This window comes from Burkholderia sp. MSMB2157WGS (assembly GCF_001532755.1).
Classification (GTDB): domain Bacteria; phylum Pseudomonadota; class Gammaproteobacteria; order Burkholderiales; family Burkholderiaceae; genus Burkholderia.
Genome location: NZ_LPJG01000025.1, coordinates 271,255 through 291,670 on the forward strand (window position 1 = coordinate 271,255; position 20,416 = coordinate 291,670).

Genomic DNA, 20,416 nt, shown 5'->3' on the forward strand with positions numbered 1-20,416 from the left:
GGCAAGCCGAGGAGGGTTAATGGATCGAGCCGAGCATGCGCTCGCGCAATGGCGCGCGGAGCGTCCGGATCTCGACGCGACGTCGATGGTCGTGATGGGGCGGCTGCAGGAAGCCGCGCTCGTGATCGCGCGCGACCGTCTCAATCCGCTGTTCGCGCGCTACGGCATGCAGCCGGGCGAATTCGACGTGCTCGCGACGCTGCGGCGCAGCGGTGCGCCGTTCGCGCTGACGCCGACCGCGCTGTACGACGCGCTGATGATGTCGTCGGGCGGGATGACCGCGCGCATCGACCGGCTGCAGAAGGCCGGCTGGGTCGAGCGCCGGCCGAACCCGGCCGACGGGCGCGGCACGCTGGTCGCGCTGACCGACGCCGGGCGTGCGCTGATCGACGAAGCGGTGGTCGCGCACATCGACAACCAGCGCGATCTGCTGGCCGCGTTGTCGGCGGCGGAACAGGCGCAGTTGTCGGAACTGTTGGGCAAGCTGCTGACCGGGCTGGAAAATCCTGCACCGGAAGCGCGCGGCGGAAAGTAGCGCCGCCGGATGCGTGATGCCGGCGCACCGCGCGGGCAAAAAAATGCCCGCCGCGCAATGCGGCGGGCCTGGCTCGAGCAGCGCGCAGGCCGCACACGGCGAGCCCGCGCTGCTGCCTGGTCTTAATCGCGCGCCGGGATATTGAGCCCGCGCGCGACGGCCGGACGGGCGACGAACGCGTCGAGCGCCCGCTTGACGTGCCGGAATTCGCTGAAGCCGACCAGTTCGCCCGCCTCGTAGAAGCCGACCAGGTTGCGCACCCACGGGAAGATCGCGATGTCGGCGATCGTGTAGGCATCGCCCATCACCCACTGGCGGTTCGCGAGATGCGCGTCGAGCACGCCGAGCAGGCGTTTCGATTCGGCGACGTAGCGGTCGCGCGGGCGCTTGTCCTCGTAATCGCGGCCGGCGAACTTGTGGAAGAAGCCGACCTGGCCGAACATCGGCCCGATGCCGCCCATCTGGAACATCACCCACTGGATCGTCTCGTAGCGGCCCGCGAGATCCTTCGGGATCAACTGGCCCGTCTTGTCCGCGAGATAGATCAGGATCGCGCCCGATTCGAACAGCGGCAGCGGCTGGCCGTCGGGGCCGTTCGGATCGATGATCGCGGGGATCTTGTTGTTCGGGTTCAGCGACAGGAACTCGGGCGACATCTGGTCGTTCGTGTCGAAGCGCACGAGGTGCGGCTCGTACGGCAGGCCGGTTTCCTTGAGCATGATCGACACCTTGACGCCGTTCGGCGTCGGCAGCGAGTAGAGCTGGAGACGGTCGGGGTGCTGGGCCGGCCACTTTTGCGTGATCGGGAAGGCGGACAGATCGGGCATGAAGGTTCGCTCGTCGAAGTGAATGATCCGCGCCCGCCCGTGCCGCCGCGCTCGCGCACGGTTCGCGGCGCGGCGGCGGGGCGGGGCGCGCCGAAAGCGCCCACTGTAGCCGATCCGGGAAATCGATGCAGGGGCCGGTCGGCCGCCGCCTGTTCGGCGTGATAGCCGCCTCGGTATCGCTCACGATGCCATGAGACACGACGAGCAACGCGTCTCCGTCGGCCGACGGACCGCATACGGCCCCGATACACGTTCGTCCTGCATCGAGATACGACGTCCTAACACGCGGCAGGAGCCGTTCCGCCAACCCGACTCAATCGCGCGGCACGCGATTCGTCGACGAAACGGAAGCTTTTTGTCAGGGAAAATCCCGCCCCGCATTCCGTGGTTTTTTGTTGACCGACATCGTATAACGCCGTCATGATTTCCTGACAAGAAAGGTCCCATCCACCGACCGAAGTGAGGAGACATGAACACCACCCCGATCGCTCGCCGTGTCCGCCGGATCGCCCTCGCACTGGGCTTCGCGCTATCGGCCGCCGCAGCCGTTGCCGCCCCCGTATCGCTGAACATCGTCGACGTCGCAGGCAACCTGCAGCTCACGCAGAAGGCCATCGAGGCGTTCAAGGAGAAGAATCCGAATCTCGTCGCGAACGTCACGTTCACGAACGCGCCCGCGCCGCAGTTGCCGGGCAAGATCAAGGCGATGCAGGCGGCGGGGCGCTCGGACATCGACCTCGTGCTGACGGGCACCGACGCGCTGGCCGCCGGCATCGAGCAGAACCTGTGGCAGAAACTCCTGCCCGACAACGCGGCCGCCTTCCCCGGCGTACTCGACAAGTACGCGCCCGGCCCGCGCAAGATGCAGGATCTCGCGCAGGGCTTCGGCCTCGAGGTCACCTACATGCCGGCCGGCCCGCTGCTCGAATACAACCCGGCGAAGGTGAGCGCCCCGCCGAAGACGCCCGATCAACTGCTCGCCTGGTGCAAGGCGCACCCGAACAAGCTGATCTATGCGCGCCCGGCGAACTCGGGCCCCGGCCGCACGTTCCTGATGGGGCTGCCGTACGTGCTCGGCGACAAGAATCCGCAGGACCCGATCAACGGCTGGGACAAGACCTGGGCGTTCCTGAAACAGTTGAACGACTGCGTGCCGTACTACCCGGGCGGCACGTCGGCGGTGATGAAGGAGCTCGGCGAAGGCACGCGCGACATGACCGTGACCGTCACCGGCTGGGACCTCAACCCGCGCGCGCTCGGCATCGTGCCGGCCGAATTCAGGATCCAGGCGTTCGACGACATGACGTGGGTCAACGACGCACACTACATGGTGATCCCGAAGGGCGTGCCGAAGGAAAAGCTCGACGTGCTGTTCAAGCTGATGAATTTCCTGCTCGAACCGGCGCAGCAGGCGATGACCTACGACGACGGGTACTTCTATCCGGGCCCGGCGGTGAAGGGCGTGACGCTCGAGATGGCGCCCGCGCACAGCCAGGAAGTCGTGCGCAAGTTCGGCCGTCCCGAATACGCGAAGCTGCTCGCCGATCGCCCGCACGTGCAGCCGCTCAGCGCGCCGGCGATGGTCGCCGCGTTCCAGAAGTGGGATCGCGAGATCGGTTCGCAGAAATCGAAGTGACGGCTGAACCGGCGGGCGCCGCGGCGCCCGCGTCGATGGAGTTCGTGGAATGAAGCACGGTTTCGAACGGCTGCGGCTCGACGGCGTGTGCCGCAGTTTCACCAACGCGCAAGGCGCACAGGTCGCCGCGCTGAACGGGCTCGACCTCGAGATCCGGCGCGGCGAGTTCATCGCGCTGCTCGGCCCGTCGGGCTGCGGCAAATCGACCGCGCTGAACTGCATCGCCGGCTTGCAGCCGCTCACGCGCGGCGGCATCTGGCTCGACGACACGCGCATCGACGTGCTGCCGCCCGAGCGTCGCGGCTTCGGGATGGTGTTCCAGAACTACGCGCTGTTTCCGCACATGTCGGTGCTCGACAACGTCGGCTTCGGCCTCAAGATGCGCGGCGTGCCGAAGCAGGAAATGCGGCGGCGCGCGCAGCAGGCGCTCGAGCTCGTGCAACTCGTCGGCCACGAAGGCAAGCTGCCCGGGCAATTGTCGGGCGGCCAGCAGCAGCGCGTCGCGATCGCGCGCGCGATCGTGATCGAGCCGCCGCTCGTGCTGATGGACGAGCCGCTGTCGAATCTCGACACGAAACTGCGCATCGAGATGCGCGCGGAGATTCGCCGCATCCACACGCAGCTCGAACGCGCGACGATCTACGTCACGCACGATCAGGACGAAGCACTGTCGATGGCCGACCGCATCGTCGTGATGAAGGAGGGCGTCGTGCAGCAGGTCGCGTCGCCGAAGGACGTGTACACGCGCCCGCACAACCTGCATGTCGCGCGCTTCATGGGCTATCGCAACGTGCTGCCGTTTACGCTCGAAGGCATGGCCGGCGATCGCGTGAGCGTCGCGTCGGGCGGCGTGCGCCTCGCGGGCGTGCCGATGGCCGGCTTCGACGCGAAGGACGTCGTGGTCGCGCTGCGCCCCGACGACGTCGAGCGCGCGGAAGAAGGCGCCGACAATGCGTTCGACGCGACCGTCGAGACCGTCGAGTACGGCGGGCGCGACTCGCTGATTCGCGCGATCACGCCGTTCGGCGCGATCTGGGCCCGTATGGCCGGCGAGTTCGCCGAAGGCGAACCGCTGCGGCTGCGCGTGGCGCCGGCACGGACGCTGGTCTATCCGGGAGACGTGCAATGAACGGGCTGCGTCAAGCGGCATGCACGGCGGCGTCTCGCGCGGAGGCCGCATGAGCGCGCTCGCGACCGGCGGCGCGCCGCGCGACGCGAAAGCGTGGCTCGTCACGCCGGCGCTCGCGTTCATCGCCGCGCTATTCATCTATCCGTTCGCATACGGTCTCGTGCTGTCGTTCCAGCCGATGAACGGCGGCGGCGCGCTCGCGAACTACGTGCAATTCTTCACCGACACCGCCATGTGGCCGACCGTGCTCGTCACGCTGAAGGTCGCGGTGCCGGCGACGCTGCTCAACGTCGGCATCGCGGTGCCCGTCGCGTTCGCGCTGCGCCGCAACTCGCCATACCAGAAGTTCGTCACGACGCTGCTCGTGATTCCCGTCACGCTCGGCACGGTGCTCGTCGCCGACGGGATGCTCACGTATTTCGGGCCGAACGGCTGGTTTCCGCAGGCGCTGCAGGGGCTGCACCTGTACACGGACGAAGTGCGCCTCACGCACAACTACTGGGGCGTGCTGCTGTCGCTGATCGTGTCGGGCTTTCCCTTCGCGTTCCTGCTGATGCTGTCGTACATCAGCGGCATCGACCCGACGCTCGCGCGCGCGGCCGCGACGCTCGGCGCGAACCCGTGGCAGCAGTTCCGGCAGATCTACCTGCCGCTGCTCGTGCCGGGGCTCACGATGGCCGCGTGCCTGTCGTTCGTGCAGGCGTTCTCGGTATTTCCGTCGGCCGTGCTGCTCGGCGCGCCGGCCGGGCCGACACGCGTGATCTCGATCGCGGCGGCCGAAGCCGCGTTCGAGAGCTACGACTATTCGCTCGCGTCGGCGATCGCGATCGTGATGGGCTTCGTGCAGTTGCTGGTGGTCGCGTCGATGCTCGGCGCGCGCCGCTTCTTCTATACGGGCGCGGTGACGGGAGGCAAGGGCTGATGGCGACCGACGATCATGCCGCTCGCACGTGGCCGCCGAAGCACGATGCACCCGACGCGCGGCCCGTCGACACGGGAAAACCGCACAGGATGAGAAGCAACCTCGCCGGCCGCGCATGGAAGGCGCTCGTGTGGGCGCTGATGGCGTTCTTCCTGCTGAACGTGATGCTGCTGATCGCGACCGTCGCGGTGAATTCGGTCGCGACGCGCTGGTTCGGCACGCCGTTGCCGCAGGGCTTCACGCTGCACTGGTATGCGAAGGCGTGGGAGGACTTTCAGCTCGCGAGCGTGCTGTGGGTGACCGTCGAGGTGGTCGGCGCGGTCGTGCTGCTGTCGATCGCGCTCGGCGTGCCGGCCGCGTATGCGCTCGCGCGCGTGCAGTTTCGCGGCAAGCGCTTCGCGCTGCTGGCGTTCCTGCTGCCGCTGATGGTGCCGCCCGTCACCTACGGGATCCCGATGGCGACCGTGATGTACAAGATCGGGCTCGCGGGCACGCTCCCGGGCGTGATCCTCGCGAACCTCGTGCCGGCGCTGCCGTTCGTGATCCTCGTGATGACGCCGTTCATCGAGCAGATCGATCCGAATCTAGAAGCCGCCGCCCGCATCTTCGGCGCGAACACGTGGCGCTATTTCCGTTACGTGCTGCTGCCGCTGCTGGTGCCGGGCATGCTCGCGGCCGGGCTGCTCGTGCTGGTGCGCACGATCGGGATGTTCGAGCTGACGTTCTTCACCGCGGGCCCGAGCACGCAGACGCTCGTCGTCGCGCTGTATTACGCGGTGTTCTCGACCGGCGTGCGCGCGCCGCAGTCGATCGACGCGATGGCGATGATCTACATGGCGATCACGCTCGTGTGGGTCGTGATCGCGCTGCAGTTCGTCAGTCCGACCCAGCTCGTGAGCCGCGTGAAGCAGGAGCGGCAGTAGGTGCGGGCGTCGTGCGAGCGCGCGAGGCTGGCGGCAGCGTGCAATTGGTTACAAATGGATACCGCGCACGACACGCGGACGTTGCAGACTACGCGGCGTTCCCCCCGATCGACGTATATCCATGAAGGTTCAAACGCTGCTGACACTCGCCGGCGCCTCGACGCTGCTGGCCGCCTGCAACCTGCTTCACGACGGTCCCGGATCGAGCGACGTCGACGCCGCCGTGCGCCGCGCGCTCGAAGCGGAAAACCACGGCGGCCTGAACGCGCTGTTCGGCCAGCCGCTGCCCGTGTCGGCCGACGTCGTGTCGGCGAAACCCGATGGCGACTGCAAGAAGCTCGGCGATCGCACGTATTCGTGCGACGTCGTGGTCACGTGGCGCAACGCCGATTACGCGCCGTCGCGCGCGAACCTGACCTTCGTGAAGGCGGCAGACGGCTCGTGGCAGACGTCGGGCGTCGACGCGGCGATCGTGACGGGCACCGCGAAGTCGCTGATCGACCATATCGGCAACGCATGGCCGGGCAAGGCGGCGAGCGGCGCGTCGGCGCCGCAGTGATGCGCGGGCGGCAAGCCTTCGTTCTCTTCCCCGGATAGGCGGCGCGGGCCTTGGCGGCCGCAGCGCTGCGCTTCCCTCGATAAAAAGGGCGCGAGCATCGCGCCCATCTCGTTCGAACGCATCCTCGGTATGCAGGCAGGGTTATAGGGAAAACCCTTATCTCAAGGTATAATTTCGGCCATGAGAGAAAGGTCATACCATGCCTGAACGCTTCCAAACCCTTGAAAAATTTGTGTTTTCCGTCGTCGTGATGTCCGCCGTCGTGTGCTCGGCCTTCCTCGCGTACGAGCGTCATCCCGAGATCAAGATCGCGCTGCGCGAAGGCGAAGCGCTGATGCGCGAAAGCGCCAGGTACTCGGTCATCTGCTCGCCGTCCAAGGTCGATCCTTGCGTCGAGATGTCCGCTTACTGAGCCTGAGCCGCTTTTCCGCTCGCCGGACTTGCCCTGCATCGCCGCCGGTCGGAATGCGTTGAAGCCGCGTCCATCCGGTATTCGGAAACCGGCCGCCAGACAGGGCGGATGCACGAACCCGTTACGTGCCGAGTCGCTGGCGTAAGCAGCCCCACATCCGGTCGGCCCCGCTTCGAGCAATCGAGCGGGGCCGTTCCGTTCGTGCGTGTCACACGACATGCCGCGGCTCGCCGCCGACGAACGCGGCGACGTTGTCCACGAGCTGATCGGCCAGCGCCTGCATCGCCTCGTCGCTCGCCCACGCGACATGCGGCGTCAGGATGAACGCCGGATGCGACAGGATCGCGTGAAATGGATGCGCGTCCGGCAGCGGCTCCTGCGTGACCACGTCGAATCCCGCCCCCTCGATCTGCCCCGACTGCAGCGCATCGACGAGCGCGCGTTCATCCACGAGGCCGCCGCGCGCGGTATTGATCAGCAGCGGCCGGCGCGCCATCCGCGCGAATGCGTGCGCGTCGATCAGATGCCGCGTCGCGGGTGTGAGCGGGCAGTGCAGCGTGATCACGTCGCTGACGCGCAGCAGCGTGTCGAGTGGCGCATAACCGTCGCCCGCCGCGCCGCCGTGCGCCGCGAACAGCACGCGCATGTCGAGCGCACGCGCGATGACGGCCACCGCACGCCCGAGCGCACCGTCGCCGACGATCCCGAGCGTCGAGCCGGCCAGGTCGCGAATCGGATGATCGAAAAAGCAGAACTGCCCGCTGTCGAGCCAGCGCCCCGCGCGCACCGCGTCACGATAAGCGACGACGCTGCGGCGCAGCGCAAGGATCAGCGCGAACGTGTGCTCGGGCACCGTGCGGACCGCATAGCCACGAATATTGCTCACGACGATCCCGCGTGCCGCACACGCATCGAGATCGACGATGTCCGTGCCGGTCGCGGCGATCGCGATCATCCGCAACTGCCGCGCGTCGGCGAGGGCCGCCGCGTCGAGCCGCGCCTTGTTGGTCACGACGATGTCCGCATCGCGGATGCGCGCCGCGACCTCGTGCGCGGCCGTCCGGTCGAATGTCCGCACGACGTGCGGAAACGGAAACGGCTTCAGCACGATTTGCGGCGACAGCGTCGCGCGATCGAGAAACACGATCTTCGCGGGAGAGGAAACGGAAAACATGGCGGGTCTCGCTGACAGGCGCCCGGCGGCGCGGAACGGATCCGATTCTGCCGGCGCCGCGCGCACCGTCGTTTGACCGTTGGGCGAGCGCGCTTTCCCGTCTGGAAAGGCCGACTACCCACACGCGCCGGCGTCGCGCTCGCGCCGTCGTCCACCTTTTCCGTTTCGGAAAGGCTGGTTGACCATCGATCGATTTTCGCGGTGCGCGAACGCCGTCATGATCGCCGTCATCGACAACACGATTTCATCGGAGACAGTCATGACACGTCCGCTGGACGGCATCCGCGTGCTGGAACTCGGCCAATTGATCGCCGGGCCGTTCGCGGGCCGGATGCTCGCCGAATTCGGCGCGAACGTCATCAAGGTCGAGCCGCCCGGCGTCGGCGATCCGCTGCGCAAATGGCGGCTGCTGCACGACGGCACGTCGGTCTGGTGGGCCGTGCAATCGCGCAACAAGACCTCGGTCACGCTCGACCTGCGCACGCCCGAAGGGCAGGACGTCGTGCGCCGCCTCGTCGCCGAAACCGACGTGCTGATCGAAAACTTTCGGCCCGGCACGCTCGAAGGCTGGGAGCTCGGCTGGGACGCGCTGTCCGCGATCAACCCGGGGCTCGTGATGCTGCGCGTGTCGGGCTTCGGGCAGACGGGCCCGTATCGCGACCGCCCCGGCTTCGGCGTGATCGCCGAGGCGATGGGCGGCCTGCGCCACCTGACCGGCGAGCCCGGCCGGACGCCGGTGCGCGTCGGCATCTCGCTCGGCGATTCGCTGTCGGCGCTCCACGGCGTGATCGGCGTACTGCTCGCGCTGCGGCATCGCGAACGGCAGGGCGGCAACGGGCAAGTCGTCGACGTCGCGCTGTACGAATCGGTATTCAACATGATGGAGAGCCTGCTGCCCGAATATGCGGCCTTCGGCGCGGTGCGCGAGCCGGCCGGCAGCAGCCTGCCGGGCATCGCACCGACCAACGCATACCGCTGCCGCGACGGCAGGTACGCGCTGGTCGCCGGCAACGGCGACAGTATCTTCCGCCGCCTGATGGAACTGATCGGCCGGCCCGATCTCGGCAACGATCCGGCGCTCGCGCACAACGACGGGCGCGTCGCGCAGGTTGCGCGCATCGATGCGGCGATCGGCGAATGGAGCGCCCGACACGACCTCGACGACGTGCTCGCCGCGCTGCACGACGCGCGCATTCCGTCCGGGCGCATCTACGACGTGGCCGACATCGCGGCCGATCCGCACTACCGCGCGCGCGACATGATCGTCGACGCCGAGCTGCCCGACGGCACGCCCGTGCTCGTGCCGGGTATCGTGCCGAAACTCGACGCCACGCCCGGGCGCATCGAGCGGCCGGCGCCCGCGCTCGGCGCGGATACCGATGCGGTACTCGAATCGCTCGGCATCGATGCGGCGACGCGCGACGACTGGCGCACGCGCGGCGTGATCTGACACAGCCACCGGGACGAACCCATGAACCACCCTACGCAACGCATCCATCTTCACGAAGTCGCGACCCGCGACGGTTTCCAGAACGAAGCGGCGTTCGTCGACACCGACGACAAGATCGCGCTCGTCGACGCGCTGAGCGCGTGCGGCTACGCAAAGATCGAGGTCACGTCGTTCACGTCGCCGAAGGCGATCCCCGCGCTGCGCGACGCGGAGGCCGTGATGCACGGCATCGCGCGCGCGCCGGGCGTCGTCTATACGGCGCTCGTGCCGAACGTGCGCGGCGCCGAGCGCGCGCTGTCGTGCGGCGTCGACGAAGTGAACCTCGTGATGTCGACGAGCGAGAGCCACAATCGCGCGAACCTGCGGATGACGCGCGAGCAGTCGTTCGCGCAGTTGCGCGACGTGATCGACGCCGTGCGCGGCACGGGTGTCGCGATCAACGTGTCGCTGTCGACCGCGATGGGCTGCCCGATGGAGGGCGACGTGCCGGCCGAGGCGGTGCTCGCGTGGATGCAGCGCTTCGCAGATCTCGGCGTGCACGGCTTCACGCTGTGCGACACGACGGGCATGGCGTTTCCGTCGCAGGTGCGCGATTTGTCCGGACGAGCGCGCGCGCGCTTTCGCGCGCTGCAGCTCACGCTGCACTTCCACAACACGCGCGGGATGGCGCTCGCGAACACGCTCGCGGCGCTCGACGCCGGCATCGACCGCTTCGACGCGTCGCTCGGCGGACTCGGCGGCTGCCCCTATGCGCCGGGCGCGACCGGCAACGTCTGCACGGAGGAACTCGTGCACATGCTCGAACTCGACGGCTACGATACGGGCATCGACCTCGCGGCCGTGCTCGCCGTGTCGGCACGGCTGCCCGCGCTGATCGGGCATGACGTGCCGAGCCAGATCCTGAAGGCCGGGCGCCGCTCGGACCTTCATCCGCCGCCGCGCGCCGCCGCCGGCGACATGCCCGCGCAACGCGCTTTCTCGTGAACAGGAACAGGAGCGAATTCCATGGCGCTGATTGACCACCTCGACCATCTGGTGCTGACCTGCGTCGATCCGGAACGGACGAAGCATTTCTACACCGAGGTGCTGCAGATGCAGCTCGAAACCTTCGGCGCGGGCCGGCTCGCGTTCCGTTTCGGCAACCAGAAGATCAACCTGCACGTGCGCGGCGCGGAATTCGAGCCGAAAGCGCACGTGCCGGTACCCGGCGCGCTCGATCTGTGCTTCATCGCGTCGGTCCCGCTCGACGACGTGATCGCGCACCTGCGGCGCGTCGACTGGCCGATCGTCGAAGGGCCGGTCGAACGCACGGGCGCGACGCAGAAGATCCGCTCCGTCTACGTGCGCGATCCCGACCTGAACCTGATCGAAATCTCCGAGCCGATCTGACGCACGCGGTTCGGCCGCCCGCGCGAGCGCCGGCGCACGGCGCCGCAGTACTTCGCCGAAAGCGGACACGCACGCGCCGCGCCCGCCGATTCCGGATAGCCGTGCACGGCCGCGCTGCGGATAATGGCGCAACGGCGTCGGCCCGGCCGCCGCCTTCGCCGCGCGCCGGTCCCCCGCCGCGCGCATCCGCAACCCGCTCCAGGCACTTTCGAATGACGACGCTCTATCGCGGCATGGACCGCACGGCGCTCGACGCCGCGTACCTGAACACGAAGGCTGTTGCCGATTTCCCGGCGTTGCTCGCATCATGCCGGGCGCGCAGCGCGGCGCTGTACGCAGCGACGCCCGGCCGCCGCGACCTGCGTTACGGCGCGCAGCCCGCGCAGCGCTTCGACTGGCTGCCGTGCGGGCAGCCCCACGCGCCGCTGTTCGTGTTCATCCACGGCGGCTACTGGCAGCGCTGCGCGAAAGAGGATTTCGCGTATGCGGCGGCTGGGCCGCTCGCGCGCGGCTACGACGTCGTGCTCGCCGAATACACGCTCGCGCCGGTCGCGACGATGACCGATATCGTCGGCGAGATCGGCGCGCTGCTCGACCATCTGGCGGCCGCCCCCGCCGGCCTCGGCATCTCGGGAAGGCCGATCCACCTGAGCGGCCATTCGGCGGGCGGCCACCTGACGGCCATGCACCGCGCGCATCCGGCCGTCGTGTCGGCGCTCGCGATCAGTCCGCTCGTCGATCTCGAACCGATCGCGCTGTGCTGCCTGAACGACAAATTGCAGCTCACCGCGCACGAAGTCGACGCATACAGTCCGCTGCATCGCATCGAGCGCGGCGCTCCGACCGTCGTCGCGGTCGGCAACGCCGAACTGCCCGAGCTCATCCGGCAAGCGGACGAATACGCGACGGCGTGCGAAGCCGCCGGCGAGCGGATCGCCCGCGCGTGGCTGCCCGGCATGCAGCACTTCGCGGTGCTCGACGATCTCGCGACGCCGGACGGCGCGATGCTCGCCGCATTGCACGACATCGCGCCGCGCTAGCCGCGCCACGTCGGCCACGTCGACCATATCGCACGCGCATCGCGCGGCGTATGATCGGCGTCAGGCCGGCGCGCCGACCGCGTATCCCGCACGGCCTTCCAGGACCCCGACATGGTGAACCCGCTTCATTTCGATCTGCAGTCGCTGCGCGTGTTCGCGCTCGTCGCCGAGCACGGCAGCCTGACGAAGGCGGCCGAACACGGCCAGCTCACGCTGTCGGCGGTCAGCAAGCGCATCGCCGAACTCGAAAGCGTGACCGGCAGCGCGCTGTTCGTCCGGCATGCGCGCGGCGTCGAGCTGACGCCCGCGGGCCGCGCGCTGCTCGAGCATGCGGCGAAGGTGATCGAGCAGGTCAACCGGATGGCGCACGAGATGAGCGACTACGTCGCCGGCGTGCGCGGCCACATTCACGTATGGACCAACACGTCGGCGATCGTCCAGTTCCTGCCCGCCGATCTCGCCGCGTTCCTGACCGGCAACCCCGGCATCAAGGTCAGTCTCGAGGAGCGCCTGAGCCACGAGATCGTCGACGCGCTCGCGTCGGGCAAGGCCGATCTCGGCGTATTCGCCGACAACGTGCCGGCGCCCGGCATCGAACGGCGGCTGTACCGGCGCGACGAGCTCGTGCTGCTCGTGCCACGCACGCATCGGTTCGCGGCGCGCGACAGCATGCGCTTCGCGGATACGCTCGACGAGGACTACGTGGGCCTGAGCGACGGCAGTTCGCTGCTCGCGCGCATGACCGACGCCGCGTTCGCGGCCGAGCGCTCGCTGAAGCTGCGGATCCAGGTATCGAATTTCGACGGCGTGAGCCGGATGATCGAAGCCGGCCTCGGCATCGGCGTGCTGCCGCGCGATGCGGTGACCGGCGAGCGGGCGGCTCGGCTCGGTGTCGTGAAGCTCGACGACGCGTGGGCGACGCGCACGCTGTGGGTCGGCGTGAAGGCGGGCACGGTGCTGACGACCGACGTCGCGAAGCTGTTCGAGTTCATGTCGGCGCGGTAACTGCGGCACCACGCGGCGCAGGGCGCACGCCTGCGTGCGCGCCGCGCCGGTCGCGGCGTTACACCGGATTGATGTCGTCCTGGCTGCGCCGCGTGGTCACCGGCCCGAGCACGCGCAGCGTGACGGCGACGATGCCGAGCGCGGCCGAAATCACGCCGAACATCGCGCCCGCGCCGTAACTGCCGAGCACCGGCAGCAACACGAACGGCAGCGCGCCGCTGACGATGCGCGACAGCGCATACGTGCTGCCGATCGCCGTCGAGCGCACGCGCGCCGGGAAGATCTCGGCCTGGTACACGTGATACGCGTTACTGAACACGTTCGACGCGCACGTCGTCAGGAATCCGAAGACGACGATCAGCACGGTATTGCCCGAATACGCGAAGCACAGCCCGAACGCCGCGATCGACAGGATCGACACGATCACGAGCGTGCGGCGCTCGATCCAGTTGAGCAGCGGAATCGACAGCAGCGACCCGACTGGATAACCGACGAACGACAACGCGATGAACAGCGTGCTGTCCGTCACGTCGAAACCGCGGCTCTTCACGACCGTGCCGGCCAGCGTGCCGAATCCGTAATAACCGAAACCCTGGAACAGGTGAAAGATCGCCAGCATCAGGTAGCGCGCGCCATACGGTCGGCGGCGCAGCAGCGCGATGCGCTCGCCGAGCCCGAGCGGCCGCTGCGGCTCGACCGGTTCCGCGAAATGTTCGGGCACGCGCACGCCGGCGCTTTCCGCGAAGCGCCGCAGCGCCGCGTGCGCGTCGGCCGTGCGGCCTTGCGCGAGCAGCCAGCGCGGGCTTTCCGGCAGCCGGTGCCGGACGAGCAGGACGTACACGGCGCCGACGCTGCCGATCGCGAGGATGATGCGCCAGCCGGCGACGCCCGCCACCTGCAGCGGGTTCAGCCACAGCGCGAGAAAGCCGACGAGCGGCACCGCGACGTACGAAGTCGTATAGGCCCACGCGGCGAGCCGCCCGCGCTTGTCCTTCGGCAGGATTTCGGACAGGTAGCTGTCGGCCACCGGATAGATCGCGCCGACGCCGATGCCGGTCAGGAACCGGCACGCGACGAGCATGTCGGCGTTCACCGAAAACGCGCCGACCAGCGAGAACGCGCTGTACCACCCGAGCGTGAGCAGGAATGCCTTGCGCCGGCCGATACGGTCGGCCAGGCTGCCGAGGCACATCGCCCCGACGAACATGCCGATGAACGCGGACGCCAGCAACAGCTTGAAATCGGCGCTTTGCCGGCTCAGCCCGTATTCGTGCTGCAACGCGGAGCCGATCGTACTGACGAGAAAGATCTCGTACATGTCGAAGAACAACCCGATGCCGATCACCCGGACGACGAACCGATGCAACCCACCGACCGGCAGATCGTCCATGAAATCGCCGAGCGTGACGCGACGGCCGGGGAGGGCCGCTGCGTCGACGCCGACGCCTGCGCCGGGTGAAGCGGCCGGCGGCCGGGCGGATTCGGGTCCGCCCGCATGGCCGCCGAGGTCGAGGGATTGGCTGTTCATCGTGTCTCCTGATTATCGATATGCGGTGGTGCGGGGCCGAGCCGTTCGCCACCGGCGTAACGCGTCGGCCGCGCGACGCGGCGGCAGGCATCGCCGGGCTCGTGCAAGCGCCGGCCATGCGGGCCGTGCCGATCGTCCGACACATGGTGGGCAAATCGGCCGCGCGTGATAATTGCGGATGTTTCAAGCGTCCTTTCCCGAGCAGAAAGGGTAGGGTGGGCGCGGCAGCCCGACTTCGCGCGACAGGCCGCTGCAGCCTGCGTGGCGCGCGGGCGCGTATCGACGACGATGAGCGCCCGCGCCATCCGGCGGACCGGGAAAACCATGACGCCGGTTGCAGCCGAGGGCGGAATGCTGCGCCGCAATGCGCGGGGCGACACGTCGCTGACGAACCGTGCGTTCGAGCGCGCGCGCCGCGGATTTGCAATGTCCTGTATCTGCGCCGACCGTCGATACAGTGCGATACAACGCCCGCGCGCGGGTTCGCTATAAAGCAGGCATGACCGTTTCGGAGCCCACCATGTCTGCCACCTGGTTCAAAGGGTCCTGCCATTGCGGGGCCGTCAAATTCGAAGTCACGACGGCCATTGCGCCGGCCGTGCGCTGCAACTGCAGCCTGTGCCGCCGGCGCGGCGCGCTGATGAGCCCGATGTTCGCCGCCGCCAACCTGACGATCGTCGAAGGCGAGGGCGTGCTGACGTGCTATCGCTTCAACACGCACACCGCGCGCCACTATTTCTGCAGCCGGTGCGGCGTCTATCCGTTCCATCAGACCCGCAAGGATCCGGCATGCTGGCGCGTCAATCTCGGCTGCCTCGACGGCGTCGATCCGTATGCGCTCGACGCGACGGTCGCCGATGGTGCGAGCCTCTCGGTCGTGGAGGACGCATGAAACGCTGGCTGATGATCCTGCTGTTTGCCGCGGGCGGGCTCGCGACCGAAATCGCGCATCCGGTGCAGTGCACGTTGTTGTCGGTCAGCCGTCAGCCAACCGGCAAGCGCCGCAAGCCGGGCTGAGCGAGCACGGTGCGCGTCGGTCGATCGACACCGATTATCATGCTTCCGATAAGATCGCATGCGATATATAATGCGATCGTCTGCGACCCTTCGTGTCGCTGGAGGAAGTCCATGAAACCGACCGAAACCCCGTCGCCCGCCGCGCCGAAGCTGTCCGAGTTCCTGTGCTTTGCGATCTACTCGGCGAACCTCGCGTTCGGCAAGGCATACAAGCCGATCCTCGACGAGCTCGGCCTCACGTATACGCAGTACATCACGATCATTGCGCTGTGGGAGCAGGACAACCAGACCGTCGGCCAGCTCGGCGAGAAGCTGTTCCTCGAATCCAACACGCTGACGCCGATCCTGAAGAAGCTCGAGGCGATGGGCTATCTGGAGCGGCATCGCGATCCGTCCGATGAGCGCCAGGTGCTCGTCAGCCTGACCAAAAGCGGTCGCCGCGTGCGCGAGAAGGGGCTCGACATGAACCTGGTCGAAGCCACCGGCCTGAAGCCGGACGAGTTCGCCAAGGTGCAGAAGGCGATCGTCACGCTGCGCGGCAACCTGATCCGGTCGACCGAAGCATAAAGCCATCCGGACACGGCAAGCGGCCGACGCGAGAATCGCGCCGGCCGCATTGTCACGCGCGTGCGTCGCCCAGCACCAGCAGGCGCATCTCGCGACGGACGGCGAAACCGAGCGCGAGATAGCGTTCGATCGCCACCTGGTTCGTCGTGAGGACGTGCAGGAAAGGCGTTTCCGCACGCGCACCGATCGTCGCGATCAACGACCGAATCAGCCGCGCGGCCAGCCCTTGCCGCCGAAACGCAGCATCCACGCAGACGGCGCTGATCTCGGTATATCCGTCGACCTGCATCCGCTGGCCCGCCATCGCGGCCAGCCGGCCTTCACGGCGCACGCCGATGTAGTGGCCAAGCTCGCACGTGCGCGGCCCGAACGGGCCCGGCTGCGCGGCGGCGGTCAGCGCGAGCATGTCCGGCACGTCGGCTTCGCCGAGCGGGACAGATTCCGCGTCGTACGTCGGATCGAACGTCCGTTGCCAGGTCATTTGAAGCAACGTCGCGCGCCGGATCACCGACAAGCCTGCCGGCGGCTCGATCTCGTCCGGCGTGACGAGCGCCGCCGGCCCGTGTGCGGCGATCAGTTCGCGCAGCGCATCGAACGACGCCGGGCTCGTGTCGTCGATCGCGGCAAACGGCGCGATGGCCGCCGGGAACCGCAGCGCGCGGCCCTCGCCGAGCGCGAAACGGCGCTGCCTGCCCGCGAGCGCATTCCAGACGACCCGGTCGAGCACGTGCGCATCGCCTGTCGCGTTTCCGATCATGGCGTCCGGCATCGGCGGCTCCTGGGTGGAAGATGGGGTGCCGCACAGAATAATCCCGGATCCGGCGAACAGGTAGCGGCGACGATGCAGTTCGGGACGATACAAATAAAAAAGCGCACGCGATTACATCGCATGCGCTTTATATGATGGGCTTCGGCGGCCGAATTCGCCGTACCGCGCTCAATGGCCGAAATAGATAGACCGCTCGGCGGTACGCACCGTGTTGCGGCTGCCGGACTGCGTGGCACCGCCGGCATCGCTGCCGTAACCGGCTGCCTGCGTATCGGCCGCGACGGCATCGTGATCGCGAATCCGGCTCAGCGCGGCCTGGATATTGTCCGGGTAGTTCGGATCGTTCGGGCGATTCGGCTGGTAGCCGGCTTGCTGCAACGCGGCCAGTTCCGCACGCACCTGCGCACGCGTGACGGTGCTTTCGCCGGCAAAAACCGGTGCGGCGACAGAAGCCGACACGGCAACGAGAAGGGCGGCAATCAGTTGGGTCTTCATCATTCACCTCGACAGGGATTCAGGAATTCAGGGTTTGCGCATCGCACGCCGGCCATCGGCGCCGTTCGCGCGTTCGTTCAATGGCCGAAGTAGATCGAGCGTTCGGCGAGTCGCGTCGCCGGCCGGCTGCCCGACTGCGTCGCGGCGGCGGCATCGCTGCCGTAACCGGATGCCGCAGCATCGGCCGCCACCGCGTTGCCGGCGTGAATGCGCGTCAACGCGGTCTGCAGGTCGTCCGGATAGTGCGGATCGTTCGCGCGGCCCGGCCGATAACCGGCCTGGGCCAGTTGGACGAGTTCGGCGCGGACTTGCGCGCGGGACACGACGGCCTCGTCGGCAAACGCCGGTGCGACGGCAGAAGCGGAAACAGCCACGAGAAGGGCAGCGATCAATCGGGTTTTCATCGTTCACCTCGACAAAATGGAATCAGGGATAAAGGGAATCAGGGTTCACGTACCGCGCGTGCTCAGTGACCGAAGTACACCGAGCGCTCGGCCACGCTTGCGACGTGCCGGCGGCCGGATTGCGTCGCGGTGTCGCCGTCGCTGCCGTAGCCGGACGCGGCGGCGTTGGCCGCGACGGCATCGTCGGCGTGGATCTGCGTCAGCGCGGCCTGCAGATCGTTCGGGTAGGTGGCATCGGTCGCGCGGTTCAGCGGATAGCCGACGCGTTGAAGCTGCGCGAGTTCGGCGCGCACCTGCGCACGCGTCACGGTGGCTTCATTGGCAAACGCCGGAGCGGCAACGGCAGCCGAAACAGCGACGAACAGGGCAGCGATCAGTTGGACTTTCATGTTTCACCTCGATGGAAAAGGAATCGGAAATTCGGGAGGGCGGCGCTCGGCCGCCCGATGCCACGTTCAGGCGATCCGGATGTCGACGTCGATGTTGCCGCGCGTCGCTTTCGAATACGGGCAGGTCTGGTGCGCGGCGTCGACGATGCGTTGCGCGACGTCGCGCTCGAGCCCCGGCACGCTCACGTTCAGCCGGGCCTGCAGGAAGTACGCGTTGCCCGCCGTGCCGAGATCCACTTCGGCGTCGACCGCGAGATCGGCCGGCAGCGTCACCTTCGCGGCGCGCGCCGCAAGCTGCATCGCGCCGATGAAGCAGGCCGACCAGCCGGCTGCGAACAGCTGCTCCGGGTTGGTGCCGGTGCCGGCGCTGCCCGGCGACGACAACTGGATGTCGAGGCGGCCATCGGAACTGCGCGCGGCGCCGTCGCGGCCGCCGGAAGTCGTATGCGTCTTGCCCGTGTACAGCACTTTGTCGATCTTGCTCATCATTTGCTCCGTCGGTTGGTTTGTCTCAGATGCGATTCGATCGCATGCGACGCAGTTTCCTCTTGATGACCGCCTACGTCAAGCGCATTCGATTAAATCGCATGCGATATTTTGTATTTCAATGTATCTGGATCGTGTAGCGCCTTGCTGGACAAGGCTTTCAGGCGATCCGGCGACAATGGCCGGACATCGACGAACGGCGAACGATTCCGGAAAGGCCGCGGGAAAGCGGAGCAGTCGTCCGGTCAACGCTTACCTAAAGCGAACAGGCGCCTCGTCATTATTTCGCTTTCTACAGCGCACCGTCTCTTCCAGCCTTGCCGGCCCGATCGCGAGCGACCCGCCGACGTCCTGCCGGGTGGTTCGACGAGTACGGATTCGCGGCGTGCGGCGCGTCGATTCTTCTGTCGCGGAACACGCCGTTTGATCACGCAACAGAACCATCCGGATAACTCTTCTTATCACAACAGCACGATAAAGAATCCGAACTCACCAATTCAAAAACGCGCGTGATACCGAACGCGCGCTCGATTCGAAGGGCAGGGAAGCGAAAGCACCGTCACTCCGGCGCCTTCATCCGCGCAAACAGCAACGTCAATACTTCCGCCGTCGCGCGCGCGACATCATGTGCGGCCGTATCGACCAGCGCATGCGCGCATTCGCGATACAGCGGGTCGCGCATCCGGTACAGCGCGGCGAGCGTCTGCTGCGGCTCGCCCGACTGCAGCAGCGGCCGCCGCCGCGTGTCGTCGCGCGTCCGCCGCCACAGCACATCGGGATCCGCATGCAGATAGATCACGCTGCCGCGTTCGCTCAGGCGTGCGCGGGTGCGCGGATTCAGGACCGAGCCGCCGCCGGTCGCGACGACCACGTTCGTGCGCTGCGTCAGCTCGTCGACGATCTGCGTTTCGAGCAGCCGAAAGCCGCCTTCGCCGACCACATCGAACAGCGCGGGGACCGGGCGCCCCGTGCGCCGTTCGATCTCGTCGTCGCTGTCGGCGAACGCCCAGCCGAGCGAAGCCGCGAGCGCGCAGCCAAGCGTCGACTTGCCCGCACCCATCATGCCGACCAGGAACGCGCGCGCGCCAGCCGGCGCGACCACGCCGCTCATAGCCGTCGCGCGAGCGGCCAGCGCGCCCGCGTCGCCAGACAGATCCGTCGCGCGCGCACCGCGTCCGACAACGTGTCGAGCGCCGCGCCGGTCGACGCGTCATCGGCGTCGAGCAGCGCGCCGAGCACCGGCGCGTCGGGATCGCCGGCCACGAGGTGCTCGGCCGCGTCCGCCGCGATGGTCCGCGGCGTGCGTTCAGGCTCCGCGTCGCGCCCCGGCCGCCGCCACCTGCCGTGCAGATCGCGCCACCGCACGACCAGCCCGTAGAGCAGCGCACCGCCGGGCACGGCCGTATCGTCGGGTGCCGCCGCCGAACCGTCGGGCGTCGTACACCGTGTGACCCAGCTCGCGAATTCGAGCAGCGACGCGTCGTGGGCCACCGTCGCCGCGTCGAGCGCCACGGCTACGCCGGCGTCCCGCAGCCGACCGAGCAGCGGCCGCACGCCGTCGTGCACGCCACCGCACGGCTGCAGCAGCACCTCCAGCTCGTCCTCATGGCGGCATGCGAGCGCGCGGTGCCGCTCGAGCGTCGCCGGCTCGAGCAATGCCTGCGCCGCATGCCGGACGATCACGATCGCGCGATCGTCCCGCCGCTCGACGATCGCGCCGATCCGGCGCCGGGCGCGCGCCACCGTGCAGCTCACGTGCC

26 protein-coding genes are annotated in these 20,416 nt (G+C 68.0%); 15 read left to right on the forward strand and 11 right to left on the reverse strand.

Annotation, left to right across the window (positions count from 1 at the left end; all coding sequences use genetic code 11):
- Nucleotides 1–19 precede the first annotated feature (19 nt).
- A complete protein-coding gene (locus tag WT53_RS16165) occupies nt 20–535 on the forward strand; it encodes a MarR family winged helix-turn-helix transcriptional regulator (protein ID WP_059826672.1) in 516 nt (171 codons plus the stop codon).
- A gap of 122 nt (nt 536–657) precedes the next feature.
- Here the strand turns inward: WT53_RS16165 and WT53_RS16170 are convergent, their stop codons facing one another.
- Nucleotides 658–1,362: a glutathione S-transferase N-terminal domain-containing protein gene (locus WT53_RS16170; protein ID WP_060260591.1), complete on the reverse strand. Its 705-nt coding sequence runs from the start codon at nt 1,360–1,362 to the stop codon at nt 658–660.
- Nucleotides 1,363–1,831: 469 nt separating this feature from the next.
- Here WT53_RS16170 and WT53_RS16175 point away from each other — a divergent pair, with 469 nt between their 5' ends.
- The 6 genes from WT53_RS16175 to WT53_RS16200 all read left to right on the forward strand — a co-directional run bounded on the left by WT53_RS16175 (nt 1,832) and on the right by WT53_RS16200 (nt 6,943).
- A complete protein-coding gene (locus WT53_RS16175) occupies nt 1,832–2,998 on the forward strand; it encodes an ABC transporter substrate-binding protein (protein WP_060260594.1) in 1,167 nt (388 codons plus the stop codon).
- A 49-nt stretch (nt 2,999–3,047) separates the two neighbouring features.
- Nucleotides 3,048–4,127, forward strand: a complete 1,080-nt coding sequence (locus tag WT53_RS16180; protein WP_060260597.1) for an ABC transporter ATP-binding protein — start codon at nt 3,048–3,050, stop codon at nt 4,125–4,127.
- Nucleotides 4,128–4,176: 49 nt separating this feature from the next.
- Entirely contained in the window at nt 4,177–5,049 is an 873-nt protein-coding gene (locus WT53_RS16185) for an ABC transporter permease (protein WP_060260760.1), read from the forward strand.
- Nucleotides 5,049–5,972 carry an ABC transporter permease gene (locus WT53_RS16190; protein WP_034207325.1) on the forward strand — a complete coding sequence of 308 codons (924 nt, stop codon included), beginning with the start codon at nt 5,049–5,051 and terminating at the stop codon, nt 5,970–5,972. Before WT53_RS16185 ends, WT53_RS16190 begins: the two co-directional genes overlap by 1 nt.
- Before the next feature lie 121 nt (nt 5,973–6,093).
- On the forward strand, nt 6,094–6,531 hold the full coding sequence (locus tag WT53_RS16195; RefSeq protein WP_060260601.1) for a hypothetical protein: 438 nt from the start codon (nt 6,094–6,096) through the stop codon (nt 6,529–6,531).
- Nucleotides 6,532–6,730: 199 nt separating this feature from the next.
- Nucleotides 6,731–6,943: a hypothetical protein gene (locus tag WT53_RS16200; RefSeq protein WP_060260605.1), complete on the forward strand. Its 213-nt coding sequence runs from the start codon at nt 6,731–6,733 to the stop codon at nt 6,941–6,943.
- Nucleotides 6,944–7,151: 208 nt separating this feature from the next.
- Here the strand turns inward: WT53_RS16200 and WT53_RS16205 are convergent, their stop codons facing one another.
- On the reverse strand, nt 7,152–8,117 hold the full coding sequence (locus WT53_RS16205; protein ID WP_060260610.1) for a D-2-hydroxyacid dehydrogenase: 966 nt from the start codon (nt 8,115–8,117) through the stop codon (nt 7,152–7,154).
- A gap of 114 nt (nt 8,118–8,231) precedes the next feature.
- A complete protein-coding gene (locus WT53_RS33535; RefSeq protein ID WP_155294451.1) occupies nt 8,232–8,378 on the reverse strand; it encodes a hypothetical protein in 147 nt (48 codons plus the stop codon).
- Between WT53_RS33535 and WT53_RS16210 the strand changes: the two genes are divergently transcribed.
- The 5 genes from WT53_RS16210 (at nt 8,377) to WT53_RS16230 (ending at nt 13,001) form a co-directional block, all read left to right on the forward strand.
- Nucleotides 8,377–9,567, forward strand: coding sequence for a CaiB/BaiF CoA-transferase family protein (locus tag WT53_RS16210; RefSeq protein ID WP_060260764.1), 1,191 nt, complete (start codon nt 8,377–8,379; stop codon nt 9,565–9,567). The genes WT53_RS33535 and WT53_RS16210 overlap by 2 nt on opposite strands.
- Nucleotides 9,568–9,588: 21 nt before the next feature.
- Nucleotides 9,589–10,551: a hydroxymethylglutaryl-CoA lyase gene (locus WT53_RS16215; protein ID WP_060260613.1), complete on the forward strand. Its 963-nt coding sequence runs from the start codon at nt 9,589–9,591 to the stop codon at nt 10,549–10,551.
- Nucleotides 10,552–10,572: 21 nt separating this feature from the next.
- Entirely contained in the window at nt 10,573–10,956 is a 384-nt protein-coding gene (locus WT53_RS16220; RefSeq protein ID WP_034207330.1) for a VOC family protein, read from the forward strand.
- A gap of 212 nt (nt 10,957–11,168) precedes the next feature.
- Complete coding sequence (locus WT53_RS16225) at nt 11,169–11,996, forward strand: alpha/beta hydrolase (RefSeq protein WP_034207331.1); 828 nt, start codon at nt 11,169–11,171, stop codon at nt 11,994–11,996.
- A 111-nt stretch (nt 11,997–12,107) separates the two neighbouring features.
- Nucleotides 12,108–13,001 carry a LysR family transcriptional regulator gene (locus WT53_RS16230; protein ID WP_034207332.1) on the forward strand — a complete coding sequence of 298 codons (894 nt, stop codon included), beginning with the start codon at nt 12,108–12,110 and terminating at the stop codon, nt 12,999–13,001.
- Nucleotides 13,002–13,059: 58 nt separating this feature from the next.
- On the opposite strand, the gene WT53_RS16235 is transcribed toward WT53_RS16230, so the two are convergent.
- On the reverse strand, nt 13,060–14,529 hold the full coding sequence (locus WT53_RS16235) for an MFS transporter (protein ID WP_034207333.1): 1,470 nt from the start codon (nt 14,527–14,529) through the stop codon (nt 13,060–13,062).
- A gap of 520 nt (nt 14,530–15,049) precedes the next feature.
- Here WT53_RS16235 and WT53_RS16240 point away from each other — a divergent pair.
- The 3 genes from WT53_RS16240 (at nt 15,050) to WT53_RS16245 (ending at nt 16,113) form a co-directional block, all read left to right on the forward strand.
- Nucleotides 15,050–15,421: a GFA family protein gene (locus tag WT53_RS16240; RefSeq protein WP_034207334.1), complete on the forward strand. Its 372-nt coding sequence runs from the start codon at nt 15,050–15,052 to the stop codon at nt 15,419–15,421.
- Complete coding sequence (locus tag WT53_RS34135; protein WP_257127842.1) at nt 15,418–15,546, forward strand: hypothetical protein; 129 nt, start codon at nt 15,418–15,420, stop codon at nt 15,544–15,546. The genes WT53_RS16240 and WT53_RS34135 overlap by 4 nt, the downstream gene beginning before the upstream one ends.
- Before the next feature lie 111 nt (nt 15,547–15,657).
- Nucleotides 15,658–16,113, forward strand: coding sequence for a MarR family winged helix-turn-helix transcriptional regulator (locus tag WT53_RS16245; RefSeq protein ID WP_006482257.1), 456 nt, complete (start codon nt 15,658–15,660; stop codon nt 16,111–16,113).
- A gap of 52 nt (nt 16,114–16,165) precedes the next feature.
- Here the strand turns inward: WT53_RS16245 and WT53_RS16250 are convergent, their stop codons facing one another.
- From WT53_RS16250 to WT53_RS16280, 7 genes are all read right to left on the reverse strand, one after another.
- Complete coding sequence (locus WT53_RS16250; RefSeq protein WP_060260617.1) at nt 16,166–16,882, reverse strand: GNAT family N-acetyltransferase; 717 nt, start codon at nt 16,880–16,882, stop codon at nt 16,166–16,168.
- A gap of 168 nt (nt 16,883–17,050) precedes the next feature.
- Entirely contained in the window at nt 17,051–17,380 is a 330-nt protein-coding gene (locus tag WT53_RS16255; protein WP_059785794.1) for a DUF4148 domain-containing protein, read from the reverse strand.
- Between the two features lie 74 nt (nt 17,381–17,454).
- Nucleotides 17,455–17,781, reverse strand: a complete 327-nt coding sequence (locus WT53_RS16260; RefSeq protein ID WP_059826690.1) for a DUF4148 domain-containing protein — start codon at nt 17,779–17,781, stop codon at nt 17,455–17,457.
- A 62-nt stretch (nt 17,782–17,843) separates the two neighbouring features.
- On the reverse strand, nt 17,844–18,170 hold the full coding sequence (locus WT53_RS16265) for a DUF4148 domain-containing protein (RefSeq protein WP_034207338.1): 327 nt from the start codon (nt 18,168–18,170) through the stop codon (nt 17,844–17,846).
- 66 nt (nt 18,171–18,236) lie between these two features.
- Complete coding sequence (locus WT53_RS16270; protein ID WP_034201940.1) at nt 18,237–18,656, reverse strand: organic hydroperoxide resistance protein; 420 nt, start codon at nt 18,654–18,656, stop codon at nt 18,237–18,239.
- Between the two features lie 559 nt (nt 18,657–19,215).
- A complete protein-coding gene (locus WT53_RS16275; protein WP_060260620.1) occupies nt 19,216–19,767 on the reverse strand; it encodes a shikimate kinase in 552 nt (183 codons plus the stop codon).
- Nucleotides 19,764–20,411: a hypothetical protein gene (locus tag WT53_RS16280; RefSeq protein WP_059785806.1), complete on the reverse strand. Its 648-nt coding sequence runs from the start codon at nt 20,409–20,411 to the stop codon at nt 19,764–19,766. The genes WT53_RS16275 and WT53_RS16280 overlap by 4 nt, the downstream gene beginning before the upstream one ends.
- Nucleotides 20,412–20,416 lie beyond the last annotated feature (5 nt).

Bases quoted from the DNA above. Each gene is read 5' to 3' on its own strand.
- WT53_RS16195 (WP_060260601.1), top strand. From the start codon at position 6,094: ATGAAGGTTCAAACGCTGCTGACACTCGCCGGCGCCTCGACGCTGCTG.
- WT53_RS16255 (WP_059785794.1), bottom strand. From the start codon at position 17,380: ATGATGAAGACCCAACTGATTGCCGCCCTTCTCGTTGCCGTGTCGGCT.
- WT53_RS16245 (WP_006482257.1), top strand. From the start codon at position 15,658: ATGAAACCGACCGAAACCCCGTCGCCCGCCGCGCCGAAGCTGTCCGAG.
- WT53_RS16260 (WP_059826690.1), bottom strand. From the start codon at position 17,781: ATGAAAACCCGATTGATCGCTGCCCTTCTCGTGGCTGTTTCCGCTTCT.
- WT53_RS34135 (WP_257127842.1), top strand. From the start codon at position 15,418: ATGAAACGCTGGCTGATGATCCTGCTGTTTGCCGCGGGCGGGCTCGCG.
- WT53_RS16230 (WP_034207332.1), top strand. From the start codon at position 12,108: ATGGTGAACCCGCTTCATTTCGATCTGCAGTCGCTGCGCGTGTTCGCG.
- WT53_RS16240 (WP_034207334.1), top strand. From the start codon at position 15,050: ATGTCTGCCACCTGGTTCAAAGGGTCCTGCCATTGCGGGGCCGTCAAA.
- WT53_RS16225 (WP_034207331.1), top strand. From the start codon at position 11,169: ATGACGACGCTCTATCGCGGCATGGACCGCACGGCGCTCGACGCCGCG.
- WT53_RS16190 (WP_034207325.1), top strand. From the start codon at position 5,049: ATGGCGACCGACGATCATGCCGCTCGCACGTGGCCGCCGAAGCACGAT.
- WT53_RS16180 (WP_060260597.1), top strand. From the start codon at position 3,048: ATGAAGCACGGTTTCGAACGGCTGCGGCTCGACGGCGTGTGCCGCAGT.
- WT53_RS16210 (WP_060260764.1), top strand. From the start codon at position 8,377: ATGACACGTCCGCTGGACGGCATCCGCGTGCTGGAACTCGGCCAATTG.
- WT53_RS16170 (WP_060260591.1), bottom strand. From the start codon at position 1,362: ATGCCCGATCTGTCCGCCTTCCCGATCACGCAAAAGTGGCCGGCCCAG.
- WT53_RS16265 (WP_034207338.1), bottom strand. From the start codon at position 18,170: ATGAAAGTCCAACTGATCGCTGCCCTGTTCGTCGCTGTTTCGGCTGCC.
- WT53_RS16235 (WP_034207333.1), bottom strand. From the start codon at position 14,529: ATGAACAGCCAATCCCTCGACCTCGGCGGCCATGCGGGCGGACCCGAA.
- WT53_RS16205 (WP_060260610.1), bottom strand. From the start codon at position 8,117: ATGTTTTCCGTTTCCTCTCCCGCGAAGATCGTGTTTCTCGATCGCGCG.
- WT53_RS16175 (WP_060260594.1), top strand. From the start codon at position 1,832: ATGAACACCACCCCGATCGCTCGCCGTGTCCGCCGGATCGCCCTCGCA.
- WT53_RS16250 (WP_060260617.1), bottom strand. From the start codon at position 16,882: ATGCCGGACGCCATGATCGGAAACGCGACAGGCGATGCGCACGTGCTC.
- WT53_RS16215 (WP_060260613.1), top strand. From the start codon at position 9,589: ATGAACCACCCTACGCAACGCATCCATCTTCACGAAGTCGCGACCCGC.
- WT53_RS16275 (WP_060260620.1), bottom strand. From the start codon at position 19,767: ATGAGCGGCGTGGTCGCGCCGGCTGGCGCGCGCGCGTTCCTGGTCGGC.
- WT53_RS16165 (WP_059826672.1), top strand. From the start codon at position 20: ATGGATCGAGCCGAGCATGCGCTCGCGCAATGGCGCGCGGAGCGTCCG.
- WT53_RS16270 (WP_034201940.1), bottom strand. From the start codon at position 18,656: ATGAGCAAGATCGACAAAGTGCTGTACACGGGCAAGACGCATACGACT.
- WT53_RS16200 (WP_060260605.1), top strand. From the start codon at position 6,731: ATGCCTGAACGCTTCCAAACCCTTGAAAAATTTGTGTTTTCCGTCGTC.
- WT53_RS33535 (WP_155294451.1), bottom strand. From the start codon at position 8,378: ATGACTGTCTCCGATGAAATCGTGTTGTCGATGACGGCGATCATGACG.
- WT53_RS16220 (WP_034207330.1), top strand. From the start codon at position 10,573: ATGGCGCTGATTGACCACCTCGACCATCTGGTGCTGACCTGCGTCGAT.
- WT53_RS16185 (WP_060260760.1), top strand. From the start codon at position 4,177: ATGAGCGCGCTCGCGACCGGCGGCGCGCCGCGCGACGCGAAAGCGTGG.